Genomic DNA, 19,753 nt, shown 5'->3' with positions numbered 1-19,753 from the left:
TGAGATTTATGCATGGCCTTGAGGCCATGTCTCAGTGTCATGATCCGGATGCTGATAAGATACCATAGTGCGCACGAATTCCACGCTTTCAGGATCACGTTCTGTCGTATAGGCAGGCAAGGTGCTCAGCTTGTCCAGATAAGGCAGCCTGCCCTCCATGCCCCATTGCACGACCGGCTCAATTTCCTGCGGATTGTCAAAAGCCGCAATGGACAGCGCCAGACCGTCCGGCGCTTCATAGGTCAGCGGTGTGCCGCAATCGGCACAAAAGCCGCGCTGCACATGATTGGATGAGCGGAACAGTTTTCGTGTTCCGCGCGTCCATTCCAAGGTCCCCTCTTTAACGGAGACCAAAGGAGCAAAATAATTGCCGAAGGCTTTCTGGCACATGCGGCAATGACAGATGGATGCACTGCCCAGTTGCCCCTTCACACAAAAACGCACGGCACCGCATTGGCAGCCGCCGCTGGCGACCGGATTTTCACTCAGCGTTTCACTTCCCATGTTGTCACCCGTTCTCCGCTAGCCGGATCTTTGCCGTCCTTCAGCTGAATATTCTGTGCCAGCAATGAGTCACGAATACGGTCAGCCTCCGCCCAATTTTTCCCATTGATGAATGCCAGACGCTCGGCGATCTGTCTTTCAACATCTGCCGTGTCGACATCTGCGGCAGCGCTGAACAGATATTGTGCAGCCTCAGCCAGCAATTGCGCATCGTGAAGACCAAGCAGGTTGAGACCGGAAACCAGCGCTGCAACATCACCTTGCTTATAGGCTTTGCGCAATTCTGTGAGTGCAGCCCATGTGTTCAGGTCATCGCCAATGCTATCTGCAAACACCGTTGCCTTAACCGCAGAAGCAGGCATCGGCTGTTCGGAAATAACCTGATACCACTTCGCCAGTTCCTCACCGGATTCGATCAAACGCTGCTGCGTCCAGTTGATCGGCTCACGGTAATGGGTCTGCAACATTGAGAGACGTGCAGCCATACCGATCCAGCGACGACGGAAATCCTCTGGCGCATCTGTGCCCGACAATTGCGGCAGTTCCGACTTCAACACATCGTCAATGGTGATGAAATTGCCCAGAGATTTGGACATTTTCTGACCTTCGACCTGCAGAAAACCATTATGCATCCAAATATTGGCCATGCGTTCTGAACCAAAAGCGCAGCATGATTGGGCAATCTCATTCTCATGATGTGGGAATACCAGATCAATACCACCGGCATGAATGTCGAAGGTGTTTTTCAGCGGATCATCGCATTTCAGACCGCCGCCAAACGGTTCCAGCAATTTAGCCATCGACATAGCCGAGCACTCAATATGCCAACCCGGACGACCGTGAACCGCAATACCTGCCGGAGACGGCCAGCCCGGCTCACCCTCTTTGGATGGTTTCCACAGCACGAAATCCATCTCGTCGCGCTTGTAAGAAGCGACATCCACACGCGCACCGGCAATCATCTCATCCAGTGAGCGGCGGGCAAGCGCACCATAACGTGGACCATGGTCGCCGCTCATGGTTTTAACTGCAAACAGCACATGATCGTCAGCCACATAGGCATGACCGCGCTCAATCAGACGCTCAATCAGCTGGCGCATTTCTTCCAGATGTTCGGTTGCGCGCGGCTGGCTGGATGGTTCGAGATTGCCAAGCGCTGTTACATCGCTCTGGAACTGCGCATTGGTGCTTTCAGTGACTTTGCGAATAGCTTCATTCAGCGGCAGATCAGGATAATCGCGCACGGCACGCGCATTAATCTTGTCGTCCACATCAGTGAGGTTCCGCGCATAAGTCACTTGGCTCTCACCATAAACATGGCGCAGCAGACGGAACAGCACGTCAAAAACAATCACCGGACGCGCATTGCCGATATGGGCAAAATCATAAACTGTCGGGCCGCAGACATACATGCGCACATGATCAGGATTGATCGGAACAAAGTCCTCTTTCCTGCGGGTCAGCGTATTATACAAACGCAATTCAGTGGCAGACATCTGACTTCCCTTTAACATACGGTTCTAAAGCACAAACAAGACTTGCGCAGCCTGCTGGCCGGTGCATTTGTCTGCTTCAAAAGGAAAAGGAAGACGAAAACATCCGAGCCAGCAATCTGCTAGCGAATAATGACCGCAATAATACAAATGGTGTTTGCGAATGGTGTTTTCATGACAGCACTTATCTCTCTGATCCTGTGCCGCGTCAAGAGACAGCTCAGAGATTTTTGTGACCGGCAGCAATCATGACACGCGGCATTACCGCCGTGACATTACCCAGATTTGCGCCCGAATTTGCACATTTCCAGCCATGCTTCAGGCCTATTTTTCACGATAATGGGAGCTGTGAGTTAGGGAAGGAAACATTATGAAAAAGATCTTCAGCGCATCTAAAAAAGATCAGCTTACCGAGCAGTATCGTGCAATCGGCCCTGCATTTTTGGCGGCAGCTCTGCGGTCGGCACCACGCAGCCACCGTGACGAGAAGCGGCTGCACGTTTCTTATCTGCCGTCAGATAAAGCCTTACGGCCACAACAGGCGGCTAAGTAGGCTGAACGCAATCGCCCACATAATGATGCCGATAATGCAGTCGAGAATACGCCATGCAGAAGGTTTGGCGAAAAACGGCTGCAGCAATCGGGCACCATAGCCGAGCGAGAAAAACCAGACAAAAGAAGCTGTTATCGCACCCAGCCCATAGGCCAGACGCGCCTGCCCTTCAAAACGGGCAGAGAGGCTGCCGACCAGTACGACCGTATCAAGATAGACATGCGGATTGAGGAAAGTCAGCGCCAGACAAGTCCCGACTGCAGCTTTCAGGCTGACCGCGCCGCCATTGCCGGCACGCAACCCGTCAGGATGCATTGCACGACGAAAAGCAGACAGACCATACCAGAACAGAAAAGCAGCGCCGCCGACGGTTACCACTGTAATCAATGAAGGGGACTTTGCGATCAGTGTGCCCAGCCCTGCAACGCCTGCGGCAATCAGCACGGCATCGGACAGAGCACAGATCAGACAGAGAATAAACACGTGCTGGCGCAGCAGTCCCTGTCTCAGAATATAGGCATTTTGCGCACCAATGGCGACAATCAAGGATAGTCCGAGCAGAAAGCCCGAAATTGCTGCTGTTCCCACGATAGACTCGTTCTTGTTAAATTGACGCGCATCTTATCCGCAAACCGGCAACCACTTTTCGGGATGCAAACTTTACATCAACGCGCATCCTACCCGAAAACCGGCAACCACTTGTCGGGATGCAAACTTTACATCAACGCGCATCCTATCCGAAAACCGGCAACCACTTTTCGGGATGCGCTTTAGGTTATGTTTTTGAAAGAATTAATTAAAACATACTGAATTGGTCATCATTGTCATCTGTTTTCTTTTTGACAGCAGGCTTTTTAGGTTTAGCCGGTTTTTTGACGACTGGTTCCTGGGAAACTGTCCGTTCTTCCACCACCTCATGCACATCTGTGCCAAAATAACGGGCATTATTGATCTTATCAGAGACGGGAATCGCCTCGAAAAAATCATCCTGCACCGGTTTGAGCAAATGCTGCACATCCTTGGCACGGTTGCGCTTGCAATCCAGCCACTCCTGATAGTCCTCAGGATGAATCACCAACGGCAGGCGGTCATGAATATGCGATAATGCATGATTGGAGGCCGTCGTCAGAATGGCTGCCGTATCCATCTGCGAACCGTCACCGCTCACCCATGTTTCCATCAACGCACCAAAAGCAATGGTTCCGCCATGGCGCGGGCGTATCCAATAGGCCTGTTTTCTGCCGTCACCGAGTTTACGCCATTCATAGAACCCCGTTACCGGCAGCAAGCTACGCCGGTGCTCCATCGCCGTGCGGAAAGACGGCTTTTCATGTGCCGTCTCGGAACGGGCATTGATCATCAGCGGAAAGTTCAGCGGGTCTTTTGTCCATGACGGCACAAAGCCCCAACGTACCAGCATTACAATACGATCCGGCCTGTTGCTGCCGGGTGCCGGTGTTTCACCATTCATCACAATCATGATCGGTTGGGTCGGTGAAATATTATAGCGCGGTGGAAAGGCTTCATCGACAATCACGCCGAACTGCGCCTCCACCTCATCAATTGTTGCCAGTAATGCAAAACGTCCACACATAATGTTTGGTGTTGCGAGTTTTACCGTAAAGGTCAAGATACCTGATAAACAAAGCTTGCAAATCTGCGGGCAGGTTTTTACCACTCATTCTATGATACAGGACATTTCCCCACACCCGCTCATCGCCCATGGTGCCTCCATCATCTGCCGTAAGGAGAACCGCTTCCTGCTGGTGAAACGCGGCAAGGAGCCACTCAAAGGTTCACTCGCTTTTCCGGGTGGCGGGATTGAAGCCGGAGAAAATGCCGAACAGGCCGCACGGCGTGAACTCACAGAAGAAACCGGCTTGCACTGCAGCCGCCTGCGGCTGGTTGATACAATTGATCTGTCTCAGGAAGGGCTTTACGGCAAGGTCTATAATCTTTGCATTTTCCGCGCTTATGACCTCAGCGGACAGGAACAGGCCGGTGATGATGCTGTTTCGCTGCACTGGCTGACAGTTGAGGATATGCTGCAGCATATTGTGACCGTCAGCACTTTGGCTTTTGCTCGCCGTATTCTGCAGGAAGAAGGCTGAGCGCCTTGAAACAGCCTGATTACTGCACAATTTATAGTGAAGGCGCGGAGTATATATATGACCAGATTTCTTGTTAGCTTCCTGTTGGTTACAGGATTTTCTGTTTCCGCTCTTTCCACACAGGCACAAACACAGGAAACCAGCGGCCCGCCCTATGAAAGCCAGATGATCCAGCTGGCAGGCACCCTCGGCTCCCTCCACTATTTGAGCAATCTTTGCGGCGACAAAACCAGTCTTTGGCGCGATCAGATGAATGAATTGCTCACAGCTGAAAAAGCAGATGAAACGCGACGTAAAAATCTGGTTTCAGCCTTTAACAACAACTATCGCAGCTATGCTGATAATTACAGCCAATGTACCGATCAGGCGCTGAAAGCAATCGACCGGTTTAAATTGCAGGGTGAAAAGCTCTCTGAAGGACTGGTTGCCCATTACGGCAATTAACCAAAACTTCATTCATTGCAATAAAGGCGAAATCTGCCATTCACAAACCATCGCAATCTGTTAACAAGAGATTAAATTATTGATGGTGATGCGTCGGCTGATGGTGTAAGAAACGGTCTTCAGATAGTCGTTTCTGCTCTGAATGGCTCTATGACAGCACTTTCTTTAGCTAAGTCCTGTCCGTCTTCTGCGATGCAGTGTCCAACGGCATAAAGCCAAGGTGATATTTTAATGAATCATGCTCCGACAGACCTCGATGAATTGATTGCCCATGAGAAAAAACAGGCGGCGATCGAATATCAGCATGAAGCCTGGGCTGACGGGATTTCAGAAGGCATTGAACCGGAAATTCTCGCAGAGGCTGCTTTTGCCAATGCATTGACCGAACTTCTGCGCAGCACAGGCGAAGATGCGGCGCTTGGCCTGCTCGATAAATTGCGCGAGCAGATCATTGCCGGTGAGTTTCTGCCCAACCGTATTTTGCAGTAATTCTGCAGTAATTTTCCGGCCACGGTCGGCATCCGTCATAATTTGTGCTACAGGATGCCGTAAACATTTATTTTGAATATATATTTCTCTTCCGGAGTTTCTGATGTTGCTTTCATCCCGCCACTGGCCGAGCAAACTCAGCTCAGATAAATTTCTGAGCACGTCTTTCCTCTCCGGTCTGGCTCTGGCCATGATTGCCGCATCAGTCTCAGTACCGGCCTCCGCCGGAACACTGAGCGGAAAACCACAAATTTTAGCATTGAGCGAAACACCTGCCGGTGAAGACGAAGAGGTCAATCCGGCGCAGGTGCCTTTACCGGGGCCGTTGCGTCAGGTGCCTACTGAAACCTACAGAGCGCCTGAATCCGGCGCAGCCACAGAAAACGGCAATCCGGAACGCGATATTACCCGTCCGCATGTTTCACCGGAAGGTAAGATTCCGGAAGTCTCCTATGACTATTCCAAGCTTCCGCAAGCTGTGCAGGACACCCGCAAGAAAATTCTCGATATTGCCAAAGCAGGAAAGATTGACGCGCTGAAACCATTGCTCGGCGACGGCGGCGAAACCAGCCCGATGCTTTCACTCGGTGAATATGACGGCACACCGCTGGAATTTCTCAAAAGCCTTTCCGGCGACAGCAATGGTCAGGAATTGCTGGCTATTCTCGTAGATCTTCTCGAATCCGGCTATGCGCATCTCGATGCCGGTACACCGAATGAAGTTTATGTCTGGCCGTATTTCTTCGCCTACCCGCTGGACAAGCTGGACGACCGGCAGATGGTTGAGCTGTATCAGATTGTAACTGCCGGTGATTTTGAAGAAATGAAGGGCGTCGGTGCCTATATTTTCTACCGTCTCGGCATTACGCCGGATGGCTCATGGAAGTTTTTTGTAGCCGGCGACTGACGATCGCTTTCCCCTGTCTGTCAAAGCGTTGCTGAAAACGCTCTGTTGCCCATGCACACAGAGCAAAAACAGCCATACCTGCCGGTATATCAACAAGATGGTGTCCGCCATGAACCAAGACGGCTGGTAGTACTGCCAAATTCAAAAGCAGGAAAAACGGAAACAGCCACTTGACTGAACGGGAATACCACATGCCCGCCAGCGCCATAACCGTATGAAAAGACGGAAATGAAATCAGTCCGCGTGCATCATTCGGCATAATCATTGCTGTACCATTATACAGAAGATCAGTTAGTTCCTTGCCATATGCAGTCCCTACAATCTGCTGAGATTTTGAAATCACACTTTCAGGCAACGGAAATAACGCACTCGGCCCGATCGAGGGAAAAAGTATCCAGAACAGGACGGTAACAGCTCCACTCAGCGTCAGGGTCAAAATCATACCGTGCAAGGCATAAATACGCCCGCTGAAACCAAGTAAAATTATCAGGATAACGATCTGATAGAGATTAGACAAATAAGCATAGCCTAGAATATCATTAACCAAAGGATAGCTGACACTCCATGTCACAGCGTCCACCCAGTTATAGCCAAGGCTGGCATCCAGTGAGACAAGCCAAAGATCAAGTGTCGGGCGTAAATTGGGTAGGAACAAATAATTCAGCAGTGCCATTGCCGAAGTAAAAATCATAAACAAGCCAGTGCTCATCGTAACAGTGGCAATGCGCTCGCTACGCCCGCGCCAGCGGTATATGAAACTCAATCCGAACATCAATGCAGCAAAGATAAGCTGTCCGCTATAAGCGAAGTAAAATACTTTCTGCCCTGAACTCAGAAGCAGAACGGCATCTGCAAGCAGCGTAATAAGAATGACCCCCAGCAGAGCCAACTCTACAGGACGAAAATAATGATGCAGGACAGACGATTGTGTTTTCATACTGCATCAATACACACAAACTCATTGATCAGTCGTAAATCTAAAGAAGCGCACTCTAAAATGCACAAGACCGCATTATCGGATAATGCGGTCTCTTATAATTTTCTGTAAAGCGAGCTTTTTTAATTTCTTGGGAGCGCTTCGATAAACTCTACCGGTTCACCGAGTGCAGGATTAACAATCTCACCTTCCCACATCACTTTATGACCGCGCACGATAGTACCAACCGGCCAGCCGGTGACTGTCTTGCCATGATATGGTGTCCAGCCAGCTTTAGAGCCAGCCTGTTCATGCGTGATCGTAACGCTGCGTTTCATATCAACAATCGTCAGATCCGCATCATAACCGACTGCAATGCGCCCCTTACGGGACATGCCGAAAATACGGTTCGGGCCATGTGATGACAAATCAACAAAGCGTTCCAGCGACAGGCGACCGGCATTCACATGATCGAGCATGATCGGCACCAGTGTCTGCACACCTGTCATGCCGGATGGCGATGCCGGATAAGGCTTCTGCTTTTCTTCCAGAGTATGCGGCGCATGGTCAGAACCGAGAACATCGACAACACCCTGCCCGATACCATGCCAGATACCATCGCGATGACGTGCATCGCGCACCGGCGGGTTCATCTGAATGAGATTGCCAAGTGTTTTGTAGTCTTCCGAAGACAGCGTCAGGTGATGCGGTGTCGCTTCACAGGTCGCCACATCTTTGTAGTCTTTCAGGAATTCAATTTCTTCCGCAGTCGAAATATGCAGTACATGAATGCGCGCACCGGTTTCACGGGCAATACGCACCAGACGCTGGGTGCAGGTCAATGCTGCAATCTCATCGCGCCAGACCGGATGACTAGACGGATCGTTTTCAATACGCAGACCTTCGCGCTCACGCAGGCGGAATTCATCTTCCGAATGGAATGCTGCGCGGCGGCGCGTATTGCGTAGAATGGAAGCCACACCTTCATCATCTTCCACCAGCAGATCGCCGGTTGAAGAGCCCATAAACACTTTGATACCCGCAGCGCCCGGCAGGCGCTCCAACTCAGGCACATCTTTGGCATTGTCGCGTGTACCGCCAACCCAGAATGCGAAATCGCAATGCATGCGATGTGTACCGCGCTTTACCTTATCGGCCAGCGCTTCCGGCGAAGTGGTCAACGGCTTGGTATTCGGCATTTCGAAAACAGAGGTCACGCCGCCAAGTACAGCTGCAAGCGAACCGGTCTGCAAATCTTCTTTATGCTCCAGACCCGGTTCGCGGAAATGCACCTGACTGTCCACAACGCCTGGCAGAATATGCAGGCCGGTGCAATTAATAACCTCGCCTGCGGCATTCTCTGACAGGGAACCGATAGCGGTAATGCGTCCGTTTTTAACGCCGATATCACGAACGGCACTGCCGTCATGATTGACGACCGTTGCACCTTTAAAAATCGTATCGAATGTTGTGGTCATTCGCGGCTCTCCTGTCTTGCGATAACTCGCTGTTCCTGACTTGCGATTACTCGCAATGCGGCTTACGTAACAAAGCGATGAATATCAAGATAATTGCATCTGCACTGCTTTATAAACCGGAAAGTTGATATGACAACGACAGAACCTTTAACTCTGTTTACCGGACCAACCGGAAATCTCGACGACCGCACACAGATTCTCGTGCGTGGTCCCGATGCGGAAATATTTCTGCAATCCATTTTCACAGCTGATCTGACCTCCCTCGAAAACGGCGTTCTGCGTGTTTCGGCATTGCTGAGTCCGCAGGGTAAAATCCAGTTCGATTTTCTGATCTCGCGTATTGAGGATGGCTTCCGCATTGATATTGCGAAGGATGTGGCAGAGGTTTTTGCCAAGCGTCTCACGCTTTATCGCCTGCGTGCCAAAGCGGAAATTATCGTTTTAAATGAATCAATTATCAGACTGAGCTGGAAAACTGATTCAGGCAGTTCAGAAAGTGATTCAATTAGCCTTGAGAGCTATCAGGCCGTGCGCGATGAGCGCTTCCCTGAAGAAGCGAATGTCCTGCGTCATTATGCTGAGAGCGGCAGCGCCTCCCCCGCCACGCAATCTGATCGCGATGCATGGGCAGCTTTGCGTATTCACTATGGTATTGCCGAAGGCGGTGCGGATTTCATCATGAATGATGTTTTCCCGCATGATATTAATTTCGAGCAATTCAGCGGTGTATCCTTCAAGAAGGGCTGCTTCGTCGGACAGGAAGTCGTGTCCCGCATGCAACATCGCGGCATTGCACGACGCCGGATTTTGCAGGTGACGGCGCAGGCCGATCTGCCCGCATCGGACACGCCTATTACTGCCGGTGGCAAAGAGGTTGGCACCTTGCGCAGTGTCAATGGCAGCAATGCACTCGCTCTGGTTCGCATCGATCGCGTTAAAGACGCAATGGATAAAAACATTCCGCTGCTCGCCGGTGAAACAGAGGTCAGCCTGACAATTCCTGCCTATGCTAAATTCACTTTCCCTGAAGGGGCAGCAGACTAATGGCAATATCCGGCGGCTCTAAAACAAAACCGGTTCGGGCATGGCAGCGTATGTTGTCAGGCCGCAGGCTGGATTTGCTTGATCCGTCACCGCTGGATATTGAAATCAGTGATATTGCCCACGGGCTGGCGCGTGTTGCCCGCTGGAACGGCCAGACCCGTGGGGATCATGCTTATTCCGTAGCGCAACATTCGCTGCTGGTGGAACAGATTTTCCGCGAGCAAAATCCGGCTGCTCCTTTGCAGCATCAGCTGCTGGCCTTACTGCATGATGCACCGGAATATGTGATCGGCGATATGATCTCGCCCTTCAAGGCGGTGATGGGCGGTGCCTATAAACAGATTGAAGCGCGGTTGGAAACAGCCATTCATCTGCGCTTTTCTTTACCCGCGACCGTGCCTGCAGTTTTAAAAAAAGCGATTAAGAAAGCCGACATTGTTTCCGCTTATTTTGAAGCAACCGAACTGGCCGGTTTCAGCACATCAGAGGCCGCAGAGTTTTTCGGTCGTCCGCGTGGTTTCCATGCCGGTCACTTTGATTTATCACCAAGGCCAACCGCAGAGATAGAACAGGCTTTTATCAACCGATTCAACGCATTGGAGACACAAATTCATGGCTGATGTTTCCGCTGTCGTTGAGGTGGGTTTGAGTGCTGCAGTTGTTACAATCAACAATAACCGTCCGGTTATTCTCTGCTCTGACGACCATGAAATGCCCGCAGCCCATGAAGTATCTGCCGCGCTTTCGCTCCCTTACGGGCGGTTTGATCCGCTGAAACACCGCACATTAGAAATGGGTTTGCGGCTATGGGTTGAAGCGCAAACGGCCTTGCGCCTCGGCTATGTAGAGCAACTTTATACATTCGGCGACCGTGGCCGTGCCAAATCTGCCATGCCGACCGATGACACCCATGTGATTTCTGTCGGCTATCTGGCACTGACACGTCAGAATGGCGAGCAGCCAGAAAATGACTGGCAATATTGGTATGATTTTTTGCCTTGGGAAGACTGGCGCAGCGGTAAGCCGCCACTCATCGACCAGCTTATTATCCCCGCCTTACGTGAATGGGCGCAGAGCGACAAGCGCAGCCATCCGGCCTATGATCTGCATCAGCTACCACGCCTGACCCGTTTGCGTCTTGCCTTTGGCACCGATGGTATTCAATGGGATGAGGAGCGCGTACTCGAACGCTACGAACTGCTTTATGAAGCCGGCCTGGTGCGGGAAGCAACTATTGACGGCACAGTCAGCCCGAGCGCACAGCTGGACGAATTGCAACGTCATACCGGCAAAGCCATGGTGTTCGACCATCGCCGCATTCTCGCAACCGCAATTGCCCGCCTGCGTGCCAAGCTGAAATACCGTCCGGTAATCTTTGAGCTGATGCCCGATTGTTTCACCCTCACAGCATTACAGGAAACTGTTGAAGCGATCTCCGGCCGTCATCTGCATAAGCAGAATTTCCGCCGTCTGGTGGAAAATGCCGAACTGGTTGAGCCGACCGGTGTCAGCCTCAGCCAGCAACGCGGAAGACCGGCTGCGCTCTACCGTTTCCGCCGTGCGGTTCTGGAAGAGCGCCCTGCTCCGGGCTTAAAGGTAACGCTGTCTCAGCGGTAAACTTTAGTATTTCGCATTATCCTACGCAAAACCGCTACGCACTTTTGCTGGAAATGCTCAGAGATTTGGTGGTCGCATTATCCCACGCAAAACCGCTACGCACTTTTGCTGGAAATGCTCTAGCGATAAATATGCCGCTCATCAGGAAAGCTGCGGCTTTTCACATCTTCTGCATAGGCTTTCACCGCCTCGTCAATAGCTGCACCAATGGCACCATATTGGCGGACAAATTTGGCAGGCTTGTCGTTGAGGCCAAGCATATCTTCCAGCACAAGAATTTGCCCGTCGCACTCCGCTGATGCGCCGATGCCAATGGTCGGCACCGCAACCTGCGCCGTAATCTCACGCGCCAGTGGCTCGACAATACCCTCCAGCACAATGCCGAAAGCACCGGCATCAGCAACGGCCTGCGCATCTTGCTTGATGAAATCCCACAGTGCCTGATCGCGCCCCTGCACTTTATAGCCGCCCATCACATGCACGGCTTGCGGGGTCAGACCGATATGTGCCAGCACCGGAATGCCGCGTTTGGTCAAAAAGCTGATCGTCTCAGCCATTTGTACACCGCCTTCAAGCTTAACCGCACCACAACCGGTTTCTGCCATGATCCGCGCCGCATTACGGAACGCAACTTGCGGACTCTCCTCATAGGAGCCGAATGGCATATCCACCACGACCAGCGCACGGGATGAGCCGCGCATCACCGCCTGCCCGTGCATAATCATCATTTCCAGAGACACACCGATGGTTGAATCCATGCCATGCATCACCATACCGACACTGTCACCCACCAGCATAAAATCCGCATAGCGGTCAACAATCGCAGCCGTATGGGCATGATAGGCCGTGAGTGATACCAGCGGCACGCCGCCTTTGCGGGCACGGATTTCCGGCACGGTAATACGGCGGATTTGCTTCTGAACACTCATGGCTCTCTCCCTTACTCTTCCTGCTCAAGCGTGCCGGACGTCAACAACACATCGTCCAACTCAACCTGATAAATACCTCTGGCTGCGATCACCTTCTGATCACATAATACCGGACGTATATCTGTCAGCTCCCACGCCAACCAACCATGCTCATAGTAAGAAGCGCGGGCCGCAGCGATGTCCGTTCGTTCGAATGTCCGCACAGCCTTCACTCGCACTAAAGCAACAGCATGCCCATCCGGATCTTCTTCACCGTCCTGACGAAGATAATGCCGGTTTTCGATAATCAGCAGATCCTCATCCGGTGTGATATCCGGATACCAGCGGCGGACTTCCAGTGTTTTCTCGCCACGCGCAATAAGAATTCCGGAAGGTGCAACCACAGACAGAGCTTTGATTTTCAAGGCACTCTCGCTCAGTTTTAAAAGCGCAGCACATGCTGATCGATCAGGCGGGTTTTGCCAAAACGCACAGTCAGCAGCAACACTGCCGGTGCGGTGAGCTGCTCCGCTGTTTCAGCCAGTGTTTCTGCATCACGGATATCCACGGCCTCAATTTCACCGCGCGGTTCCTGCTGCAATTTACCGACAACAGCATGGCGCAATGCAGCAACTGAACGCTCGCCCTGATCTACAAATGTCTGAGCCAGTTGCATCGCCTGCGGCAGGATAACAGCAGCGGCACGGTCTTCAGCACTCAAAAGACTGTTGCGCGATGAACAGGCCAGCCCATCCGGTTCACGTACGGTCGGCACACCGATTACATCCACCGGCTGATTGAGATCAGTCACCATACGCTTGATAACAGCGAGCTGTTGATAATCTTTCTCACCGAAAAAGGCCTTATCCGGCTGCACAATATTAAACAGCTTGCTCACGACCGTAGCCACACCACGGAAGTGATGCGGACGTAATGCTCCCATCAGAATGGTAGAAAGCTCTCCAGCATCAACATAAGTGGAGGTTTTGCCGCTGCCGTCCGGATACATCTCATTCACATCCGGCGCGAAAACATAATCACAGCCCTGCTCTTCGAGTAATTTCAGATCACGAGGCAGATCACGCGGATATTGTGCCAGATCTTCATTGGGCGCGAATTGCGTGGGATTGACGAAAATCGACACCACAGACACATCGCAATGCTGTTGGCTGTTTTTCACCAAGGTGAGATGGCCGACATGCAGGTAGCCCATCGTCGGCACAAAGCCGATGCTCTTGCTACGGCTACGCTCGGCTCTCAAAGCCGTGCGTAAATCTGCAATTGTGCGGATCAGTTGCATATCATCATCCCCTGAAAAACCAGTGCGCACTCTATCTCATCAAGTGATGATAATATCCAGCCCGACATCAAGCGTCGGTGCAGACATTGTGATTTTCGAGGTTGAGATATAGTCGACACCTGTCTCGGCAACGGCTTTCACGGTGTCGAAATTAATATTGCCCGACGCCTCAAGTTTTGCGCGCCCGGCATTAATTTCCACTGCCTTAACAAGGGTTTCCGGCGGCATATTATCAAGAAGAATCACATCGGCCTGCACAGAGAGCGCCTCTGCCATCTGCTCCAGCGTATCGACTTCAACCTCGATTTTCACCAGATGCCCGACAAAGCTGCGGGCAGCTTCAATCGCCTGTTTAACCCCGCCGGCAACGGCAATGTGATTGTCTTTAATCAGCACCGCATCATCAAGACCGAAACGGTGATTGGCACCGCCGCCGCATCGCACCGCATATTTGGCAAATGAACGCATGCCGGGCATGGTTTTGCGCGTGTCGCAGATTTTCGCCTGCGTATGGGCAATCTTGTCCGCGAAACGTGCCGTGTAAGTCGCAATGCCGGACAGAACCATCAGATAATTAAGCGCCACACGTTCAGCCGACAAAATGGATCGGGCATTGCCGCTGATACGGGCAATTTCCTGTCCGGCTTTGATGCGGGTCGCATCAGTAACAGCGATCGAAACATCTAAGGACGGATCAATCTGTGCGAAAGCGGCACGCACAAAATCCAGACCGGCAAGAACGCCGTCCTCACGGCTGGTCAGTATCGCTGTTGCCTGTTTTTCAGGGGCAATCGTGGCATGGCTGGTAATATCTCCGGCACGTCCCAGATCTTCGAGCAGCGCATGGCGCACAGCCTCTTCAACCAGCGGACGAGGCAGAACAGAAGGATAAGCAGTTTTCATCAGGCAGTTTCCGCTAATTTTTGATAAGTCTCTTGGGCATCTTGCAAAGTCATCATCGAGCGATGTTGCCAGATGACCGAGCTTTCAGGATAGTCGCTGCGATAATGACCGCCACGGCTTTCCTTGCGAGCCAAAGCCGATACGGCCAAAACTTCGGCAGTCGCCAAACAGTTGGCGAATAGCGGATCATGATTATCCTGTGCCAGTTGCCGGATTTGTTTCAGCCCCTGTAGCATCTGATCCTGCCTGCGGATAACGCCGAAACTACGGCTCATCACCGCCCGTAATTGCTGCATGGCCTCAGTGCAATCCTTTTTATTTGCAGCAGGCAGAACCTGCACAACGGATTGCGATGCACATTCCTCCTGCGGCACTTGCCTGATCGCATCGGCTACCCGCGCGCCAAACACCACTGCCTCAAGCAGAGAATTTGATGCCAAGCGATTGGCACCATGTGCGCCGGTAGAAGCCGCCTCACCACAAGCCCACAGCCCTTTAACCGTCGTGCGGCCATCCATATCCGTGAGAATACCGCCCATAAAATAATGCGCTGCAGGCACAACGGGGATGAGATCATGCGCCGGATCGATACCGACCGCCTGACAATAGGCATAAACAGTCGGGAATTCCTGCGCAAAACTCTCACCGATTGCCTTGGTGCAATCGAGATAAGCACCGCGACCGCTCATCACCTCCTCATAAATACCGCGTGCGACCACATCGCGCGGCGCCATTTCCGCAGCTGGATCGTGACGCAGCATAAAGCGTTCACCGGCTTTATTGACGAGATGCGCGCCGTGACCACGCAGAGCCTCGGTTGCCAGAGGTGCCGGATCGGCCTTCACATCCAGCGCTGTCGGGTGAAACTGCACAAATTCCATATCCGCCAAAAGCGCACCGGCCTGTGCCGCCATGCCAATACCGGAACCGCTGGCCTCAGCCGGATTGGTGGTCACCTGATAGAGATGACCGATACCGCCACTGGCAATTACCACCTGACGGGCAGGTAAAATCTGGTCGGAACCATCTGTACGGCGGATAGTAATGCCGCTGATACCATCAGCATCCGAAATCAGCTGATAAGCCGAAGCATTTTCGATCAGTATGATGGACGGCGTTTCCCGCACTTTGGCAACCAGAGCCTGCATGATCGCACGGCCAGCCATATCACCACGCACGCGCACAATACGGTTATGACTATGCGCTGCCTCGCGCGACACCTGCAAATGACCGGCCAGATCGCGGTCAAACGGCACGCCGAGTTCGAGAAGGTCGTGCACACGATCTGAGGCCGAAGAGGCCATCATGCGGATAACATCCTCATCCACAATACCGTCACCGGCGATCAGCGTATCCGTTACATGGCTTTCCACTGTATCATCGGATGACACAGCCGCAGCAATACCGGCCTGTGCCCATGCGGAAGATGCGCCCTGCCCGATGGGCGCAGCTGCTATCACAGTGACCGGCAAAGGGCTGAGCTGCAGGGCGCAAAACAGCCCTGCCAGCCCGCCGCCGACAATTATAATCTGATTGGGTATAATCTGACTGGGTTTCGTGCTCATCGTCACGCCGTCAGTTTTTCAGATTAATCATACGTTCAACAGCCTGCCGTGCTTTGACAGCCATTGTTGCGTCGACAAGAACCTCACCGCTCATATTCACCAGCGTGTCGAGAATTTTCGGCAGGGTAATGCGTTTCATATGCGGACAAAGATTGCACGGTTTGACGAATTCCACTTCCGGCACTTCCGCTGCAATATTGGAGGCCATCGAGCATTCGGTTACCAGCATAACCTTGGCCGGACGATTATCGCGCACATAGTCAATCATGCCTTTGGTGGAACCGGCAAAATCAGCCACCGCCACCACTTCCGGCGGACACTCCGGATGGGCAACAATCTGCACCGACGGATCGGCGGCGCGATACGCCAGCAACTCATCCGCTGTAAAGCGCTCATGCACCTCGCAACGGCCTTTCCATGTCAGCACTTTCACGGAAGTCTGAGCCGCAACATTCTGCGCCAGAAATTCATCAGGAATGCAGAGCACGCGGTCAACACCGAAGCTCTCCACCACCTGCACAGCATTGGCAGAGGTGCAGCAAATATCGCTCTCGGCCTTCACATCAGCAGAAGTGTTGACATAGGTGACAATCGGCACACCCGGATAGGTTTCACGCAGCAGGCGCACATCGGCACCGGTGATGGATTCCGCCAGCGAACAGCCTGCCTTCATATCCGGTATCAGCACGGTCTTTTCAGGGCTGAGCAGTTTTGAGGTTTCCGCCATGAAATGCACGCCGCATTGCACGATAATATCGGCATCGACACGGGCAGCCTCGCGCGCCAGCTGCAAGCTGTCGCCGACAATATCCGCCACACAATGGAAAATTTCCGGTGTCTGATAATTATGGGCAAGAATTACGGCGTTGCGCTGTTTTTTGATACGGTTGATCGCCGCCACATAAGGCGCATAAGCAGGCCACTCGATGCGCGGAATATGATGCGCCACGCGCTGATAGAGATGTTCGGTTTCTGCAGCGATCTCCGGTGTATAGTCCAGAGACGGCATTTCCAAAACGCCAAAACGTTCTGCTGCGCTGCGGATTTCACCTTTATTCAGGTTCTCTTTTGTGGTGGCTATCGTCATAATCTGCCTCATAAAGCAGCACTAAAGCTGCCCTCTCCTTTTCCCCTTAACCGCCATTCGATTATTTATACTCAAAGTGAGTATAAATAATCAGAAAGAAAAAGACGGTCATTTCCTAGACGCAGTTTCGGACGGATCGAAGCGGGATTAGAAATCAATCCGGCGAATTGATTTCCCCGCGAAGGCGTAAACACTTCTCCTGAAACTGCTCAATGCCGTGGCGCGAATCTTTATTCCCATTACAGTTTCATGACAAGAAATTATTTTGCTCAAAGTGAGTAAAATTAATCATCAACTTATTCGGACAGCGCAAAACCCAATCACCAGAAATTTTGAAAACACAGCAAAATCAATTAATAAGATAAGCGGATGAAGCATTCTCACTCAAACCTCTTTCAAGCGCAAAAAAAATATTGTAATCACTATTACACAATAGATTTACCGGCATCTCCGCTGAAAGAACGCACAGCATGTCCACTCGCTCGCAAGACTATCGAAGCCCTTCCATGCCCTGGCTGATCATTATCGCCGGTTGTCTCATCACCTTTCTGACCTTTGGCCCGCGCTCGGCAATGGGCTTTTTCCAGCTGCCGATCATCGGGGACAAGGGCTGGGATCGCAGCACCTATGGTCTGGCTATGGCATTGCAAAACCTGTTCTGGGGTGCCGGTCAGCCAATCTTCGGCATGATTGCCGATAAATACGGTTCATGGCGCGTCTTGCTGATGTCCGGCATTTTCTATGCTTCCGGCTTGTTATTAATGGCACATGCGGATGCCCCGATTGCCCTGCATATCGGCGGCGGTGTGCTGGTTGGCCTTGGTGTTGCCGCCGGTTCTTACGGGATTATTCTCTCGGCCTTTGCCCGCCACGTCAGCGCACAGCAGCGCAGTCTGGTCTTTGGTCTGGGCACTGCTGCCGGTTCTGCGGGTATGTTTGCTTTTGCACCGATTTCGCTGGGTCTGATTGAACGCTTCGGCTGGTCAGATGCACTGGTCTGGCTTGGCGTTGCTATGCTACTAGTGCCGCTGTTGGCCATTCCGCTGCGCGGCAATGCCTCTAATGCACGGATGCCGGACAACAGTGCCAAGCAAACTGTTGCCGAGGCGCTCAAAGAAGCATTGAGCCACAAAAGCTATCTGTTTCTGACTGCCGGTTTCTTTGTTTGCGGCTTTCAGGTGGCTTTCATCACCACGCATTTTCCGGCCTATATTTCCGATATCGGCGTGGATAAGCATTATGCGGTCTGGGGGCTCGCGCTGATCGGTTTCTTCAACATTATCGGATCACTTGGTGCAGGTTTCCTCGGGCAGACCCATTCCAAACCGAAAATGCTGGCGCTGATCTATCTGCTACGCTCAATACTCGTCGCCGGTTTTATTCTGTTACCGCAGTCCGGCACCAGTGTTCTGATCTTCTCGGCCATTATGGGGCTGCTCTGGCTCTCGACCGTACCGCCGACCAATGGTCTTGTCGCCACAATGTTCGGCACACGCCATCTCGGCCTGCTGGGCGGCATGGTGTTCTTCTCGCACCAGATTGGCTCATTCATTGGTGTCTGGCTGGGCGGCACGCTCTACCAGATTTACAACAGCTATGATGCGGTGTGGTGGCTCAGCATTATTCTCGGATTGTTTGCGGCGCTTATCCATCTGCCGATCCGCGAAACAGCCGTGCAGCGTCCTGTACTCGCGGCAGCCTGATTAAGCGGCCCGATTTAAAGCAGAAATAAAGCCGGAGCGCGACTCCGGCTGTTGCTGCCCGCGCGGCTCCCACACATGACGGGTAAAGAAAAAGCCGGTCAGTTTAAACGCCGTACAAATATCCGGCACAGTCTCGGCTCTGACACGGGAATTGCAAACAAATTCCGGCATCGCCAGCAACCGGTCTGCCCAAGGTGCACCGGCATCGCGGGATACGGCTCGTCCGCTTTTCGGCGAGACATAAATCAGATCAGTGGTGCCGCCGGTTGCGGCACAGCTTTTGAGATCAAGGCCGAAGCCCAGCTCTTCCAGCAACATCAGTTCAAAACGCAGCAACAGTTCACCGGCAGCAACCGGCGTGTCACAATGCTCCAGCAAGAGCTGCAATGTTTCATAGAGATTTTCGTGCGGGTCGCGCTCCGGCAGCAGGCGCAAATGCGCTGCGGCCAGCTGAATAGCGAACAGCGCAACCGGCAAATCAATCAGCCGCGCTGCGGAAAAGCTCAAAGGTTCAATCTGGTAAGACCCCAGATGCTCATCGAGCCTCGCCCACCAATGTAGTGAAACATGATTGCCGACCTGCAACATCGGCTGCATACGCTTGGAGCGGCCGCCGCGCACCACACCCATATGGCGGCCATGGGCACGGGTCATCACCTCCACAATGGCACTGCTCTCGCCGTGCCGTCTTGTGCCGAGAATGATGCCCTCGTCGCGCCACTCCATAATCA

At 52.5% G+C, this 19,753-nt stretch carries 22 protein-coding genes; 9 read left to right on the top strand and 13 right to left on the bottom strand.

Features of this window, described 5'->3' with window-relative positions; all coding sequences use genetic code 11:
* Window positions 1-6: 6 nt before the first annotated feature.
* Entirely contained in the window at window positions 7-504 is a 498-nt protein-coding gene (locus tag LDL70_RS04555; protein ID WP_225687468.1) for a GFA family protein, read from the bottom strand.
* Window positions 486-2,000, bottom strand: a complete 1,515-nt coding sequence (gene cysS, locus LDL70_RS04550; protein ID WP_225687466.1) for a cysteine--tRNA ligase — start codon at window positions 1,998-2,000, stop codon at window positions 486-488. The genes LDL70_RS04555 and cysS overlap by 19 nt, the downstream gene beginning before the upstream one ends.
* Before the next feature lie 367 nt (window positions 2,001-2,367).
* Between cysS and LDL70_RS04545 the strand changes: the two genes are divergently transcribed.
* Window positions 2,368-2,550, top strand: a complete 183-nt coding sequence (locus tag LDL70_RS04545) for a hypothetical protein (protein ID WP_116089219.1) — start codon at window positions 2,368-2,370, stop codon at window positions 2,548-2,550.
* Here LDL70_RS04545 and LDL70_RS04540 read toward each other — a convergent pair.
* A complete protein-coding gene (locus tag LDL70_RS04540; protein WP_075654610.1) occupies window positions 2,524-3,138 on the bottom strand; it encodes a LysE/ArgO family amino acid transporter in 615 nt (204 codons plus the stop codon). The genes LDL70_RS04545 and LDL70_RS04540 overlap by 27 nt on opposite strands.
* A 208-nt stretch (window positions 3,139-3,346) precedes the next feature.
* Window positions 3,347-4,144, bottom strand: coding sequence for an SOS response-associated peptidase (locus tag LDL70_RS04535; protein WP_225688385.1), 798 nt, complete (start codon window positions 4,142-4,144; stop codon window positions 3,347-3,349).
* Between the two features lie 91 nt (window positions 4,145-4,235).
* Here LDL70_RS04535 and LDL70_RS04530 point away from each other — a divergent pair, with 91 nt between their 5' ends.
* From LDL70_RS04530 to LDL70_RS04515, 4 genes are all read left to right on the top strand, one after another.
* On the top strand, window positions 4,236-4,661 hold the full coding sequence (locus LDL70_RS04530; protein WP_225687464.1) for an NUDIX hydrolase: 426 nt from the start codon (window positions 4,236-4,238) through the stop codon (window positions 4,659-4,661).
* A gap of 57 nt (window positions 4,662-4,718) precedes the next feature.
* Window positions 4,719-5,105, top strand: a complete 387-nt coding sequence (locus LDL70_RS04525; RefSeq protein WP_225687462.1) for a TIGR02301 family protein — start codon at window positions 4,719-4,721, stop codon at window positions 5,103-5,105.
* Window positions 5,106-5,336: 231 nt separating this feature from the next.
* On the top strand, window positions 5,337-5,594 hold the full coding sequence (locus tag LDL70_RS04520) for a hypothetical protein (RefSeq protein WP_022712213.1): 258 nt from the start codon (window positions 5,337-5,339) through the stop codon (window positions 5,592-5,594).
* A gap of 103 nt (window positions 5,595-5,697) precedes the next feature.
* Complete coding sequence (locus tag LDL70_RS04515) at window positions 5,698-6,501, top strand: hypothetical protein (RefSeq protein ID WP_225687460.1); 804 nt, start codon at window positions 5,698-5,700, stop codon at window positions 6,499-6,501.
* On the opposite strand, the gene LDL70_RS04510 is transcribed toward LDL70_RS04515, so the two are convergent.
* Complete coding sequence (locus tag LDL70_RS04510) at window positions 6,458-7,438, bottom strand: phosphatase PAP2 family protein (RefSeq protein ID WP_225687458.1); 981 nt, start codon at window positions 7,436-7,438, stop codon at window positions 6,458-6,460. The genes LDL70_RS04515 and LDL70_RS04510 overlap by 44 nt on opposite strands.
* Window positions 7,439-7,560: 122 nt before the next feature.
* A complete protein-coding gene (locus tag LDL70_RS04505; protein WP_225687456.1) occupies window positions 7,561-8,895 on the bottom strand; it encodes a dihydroorotase in 1,335 nt (444 codons plus the stop codon).
* A 129-nt stretch (window positions 8,896-9,024) separates the two neighbouring features.
* Here LDL70_RS04505 and LDL70_RS04500 point away from each other — a divergent pair, with 129 nt between their 5' ends.
* From LDL70_RS04500 to LDL70_RS04490, 3 genes are read left to right on the top strand one after another with little or no spacing between them, the layout of a single operon-like run.
* Entirely contained in the window at window positions 9,025-9,939 is a 915-nt protein-coding gene (locus LDL70_RS04500) for a folate-binding protein YgfZ (protein ID WP_225687454.1), read from the top strand.
* The gene (locus tag LDL70_RS04495) at window positions 9,939-10,559 is read left to right on the top strand and encodes a YfbR-like 5'-deoxynucleotidase (protein WP_225687445.1); all 621 of its coding nucleotides are present in this window, start codon (window positions 9,939-9,941) and stop codon (window positions 10,557-10,559) included. Before LDL70_RS04500 ends, LDL70_RS04495 begins: the two co-directional genes overlap by 1 nt.
* Window positions 10,552-11,556, top strand: coding sequence for an NAD regulator (locus LDL70_RS04490; RefSeq protein WP_225687443.1), 1,005 nt, complete (start codon window positions 10,552-10,554; stop codon window positions 11,554-11,556). The genes LDL70_RS04495 and LDL70_RS04490 overlap by 8 nt, the downstream gene beginning before the upstream one ends.
* 119 nt (window positions 11,557-11,675) lie before the next feature.
* Here the strand turns inward: LDL70_RS04490 and panB are convergent, their stop codons facing one another.
* The 6 genes from panB to nadA are packed head-to-tail and all read right to left on the bottom strand — an operon-like array spanning window position 11,676 to window position 17,319.
* Window positions 11,676-12,485, bottom strand: a complete 810-nt coding sequence (gene panB, locus LDL70_RS04485; RefSeq protein ID WP_225687441.1) for a 3-methyl-2-oxobutanoate hydroxymethyltransferase — start codon at window positions 12,483-12,485, stop codon at window positions 11,676-11,678.
* Between the two features lie 11 nt (window positions 12,486-12,496).
* A complete protein-coding gene (locus LDL70_RS04480; RefSeq protein ID WP_225687439.1) occupies window positions 12,497-12,889 on the bottom strand; it encodes an ASCH domain-containing protein in 393 nt (130 codons plus the stop codon).
* A gap of 17 nt (window positions 12,890-12,906) precedes the next feature.
* On the bottom strand, window positions 12,907-13,764 hold the full coding sequence (gene panC / locus LDL70_RS04475; RefSeq protein WP_225687437.1) for a pantoate--beta-alanine ligase: 858 nt from the start codon (window positions 13,762-13,764) through the stop codon (window positions 12,907-12,909).
* A 39-nt stretch (window positions 13,765-13,803) separates the two neighbouring features.
* A complete protein-coding gene (gene nadC, locus LDL70_RS04470) occupies window positions 13,804-14,667 on the bottom strand; it encodes a carboxylating nicotinate-nucleotide diphosphorylase (protein WP_225687435.1) in 864 nt (287 codons plus the stop codon).
* Entirely contained in the window at window positions 14,667-16,232 is a 1,566-nt protein-coding gene (locus LDL70_RS04465; protein ID WP_225687433.1) for an L-aspartate oxidase, read from the bottom strand. The genes nadC and LDL70_RS04465 overlap by 1 nt, the downstream gene beginning before the upstream one ends.
* Before the next feature lie 10 nt (window positions 16,233-16,242).
* Entirely contained in the window at window positions 16,243-17,319 is a 1,077-nt protein-coding gene (gene nadA / locus LDL70_RS04460; protein ID WP_225687431.1) for a quinolinate synthase NadA, read from the bottom strand.
* Between the two features lie 470 nt (window positions 17,320-17,789).
* Between nadA and LDL70_RS04455 the strand changes: the two genes are divergently transcribed.
* A complete protein-coding gene (locus LDL70_RS04455) occupies window positions 17,790-19,022 on the top strand; it encodes an MFS transporter (RefSeq protein WP_075654597.1) in 1,233 nt (410 codons plus the stop codon).
* Here LDL70_RS04455 and recO read toward each other — a convergent pair whose 3' ends face one another.
* The gene (gene recO, locus LDL70_RS04450) at window positions 19,023-19,748 is read right to left on the bottom strand and encodes a DNA repair protein RecO (RefSeq protein ID WP_075654596.1); all 726 of its coding nucleotides are present in this window, start codon (window positions 19,746-19,748) and stop codon (window positions 19,023-19,025) included. It abuts the gene before it with no gap.
* Window positions 19,749-19,753 lie beyond the last annotated feature (5 nt).

The organism is Pseudochrobactrum sp. XF203 (assembly GCF_020341615.1).
GTDB lineage: Bacteria > Pseudomonadota > Alphaproteobacteria > Rhizobiales > Rhizobiaceae > Pseudochrobactrum > Pseudochrobactrum saccharolyticum.
This window is presented reverse-complemented; position numbering and strand designations above follow the sequence as displayed.

What these genes read in the sequence shown, in the direction of transcription:
- LDL70_RS04555 (WP_225687468.1), bottom strand. Translation starts at nt 504, where the DNA reads ATGGGAAGTGAAACGCTGAGTGAAAATCCGGTCGCCAGCGGCGGCTGC.
- cysS (WP_225687466.1), bottom strand. Translation starts at nt 2,000, where the DNA reads ATGTCTGCCACTGAATTGCGTTTGTATAATACGCTGACCCGCAGGAAA.
- LDL70_RS04545 (WP_116089219.1), top strand. Translation starts at nt 2,368, where the DNA reads ATGAAAAAGATCTTCAGCGCATCTAAAAAAGATCAGCTTACCGAGCAG.
- LDL70_RS04535 (WP_225688385.1), bottom strand. Translation starts at nt 4,144, where the DNA reads ATGTGTGGACGTTTTGCATTACTGGCAACAATTGATGAGGTGGAGGCG.
- LDL70_RS04530 (WP_225687464.1), top strand. Translation starts at nt 4,236, where the DNA reads ATGATACAGGACATTTCCCCACACCCGCTCATCGCCCATGGTGCCTCC.
- LDL70_RS04525 (WP_225687462.1), top strand. Translation starts at nt 4,719, where the DNA reads ATGACCAGATTTCTTGTTAGCTTCCTGTTGGTTACAGGATTTTCTGTT.
- LDL70_RS04520 (WP_022712213.1), top strand. Translation starts at nt 5,337, where the DNA reads ATGAATCATGCTCCGACAGACCTCGATGAATTGATTGCCCATGAGAAA.
- LDL70_RS04515 (WP_225687460.1), top strand. Translation starts at nt 5,698, where the DNA reads ATGTTGCTTTCATCCCGCCACTGGCCGAGCAAACTCAGCTCAGATAAA.
- LDL70_RS04510 (WP_225687458.1), bottom strand. Translation starts at nt 7,438, where the DNA reads ATGAAAACACAATCGTCTGTCCTGCATCATTATTTTCGTCCTGTAGAG.
- LDL70_RS04505 (WP_225687456.1), bottom strand. Translation starts at nt 8,895, where the DNA reads ATGACCACAACATTCGATACGATTTTTAAAGGTGCAACGGTCGTCAAT.
- LDL70_RS04500 (WP_225687454.1), top strand. Translation starts at nt 9,025, where the DNA reads ATGACAACGACAGAACCTTTAACTCTGTTTACCGGACCAACCGGAAAT.
- LDL70_RS04495 (WP_225687445.1), top strand. Translation starts at nt 9,939, where the DNA reads ATGGCAATATCCGGCGGCTCTAAAACAAAACCGGTTCGGGCATGGCAG.
- LDL70_RS04490 (WP_225687443.1), top strand. Translation starts at nt 10,552, where the DNA reads ATGGCTGATGTTTCCGCTGTCGTTGAGGTGGGTTTGAGTGCTGCAGTT.
- panB (WP_225687441.1), bottom strand. Translation starts at nt 12,485, where the DNA reads ATGAGTGTTCAGAAGCAAATCCGCCGTATTACCGTGCCGGAAATCCGT.
- panC (WP_225687437.1), bottom strand. Translation starts at nt 13,764, where the DNA reads ATGCAACTGATCCGCACAATTGCAGATTTACGCACGGCTTTGAGAGCC.
- nadC (WP_225687435.1), bottom strand. Translation starts at nt 14,667, where the DNA reads ATGAAAACTGCTTATCCTTCTGTTCTGCCTCGTCCGCTGGTTGAAGAG.
- LDL70_RS04465 (WP_225687433.1), bottom strand. Translation starts at nt 16,232, where the DNA reads ATGAGCACGAAACCCAGTCAGATTATACCCAATCAGATTATAATTGTC.
- nadA (WP_225687431.1), bottom strand. Translation starts at nt 17,319, where the DNA reads ATGACGATAGCCACCACAAAAGAGAACCTGAATAAAGGTGAAATCCGC.
- LDL70_RS04455 (WP_075654597.1), top strand. Translation starts at nt 17,790, where the DNA reads ATGTCCACTCGCTCGCAAGACTATCGAAGCCCTTCCATGCCCTGGCTG.
- recO (WP_075654596.1), bottom strand. Translation starts at nt 19,748, where the DNA reads ATGGAGTGGCGCGACGAGGGCATCATTCTCGGCACAAGACGGCACGGC.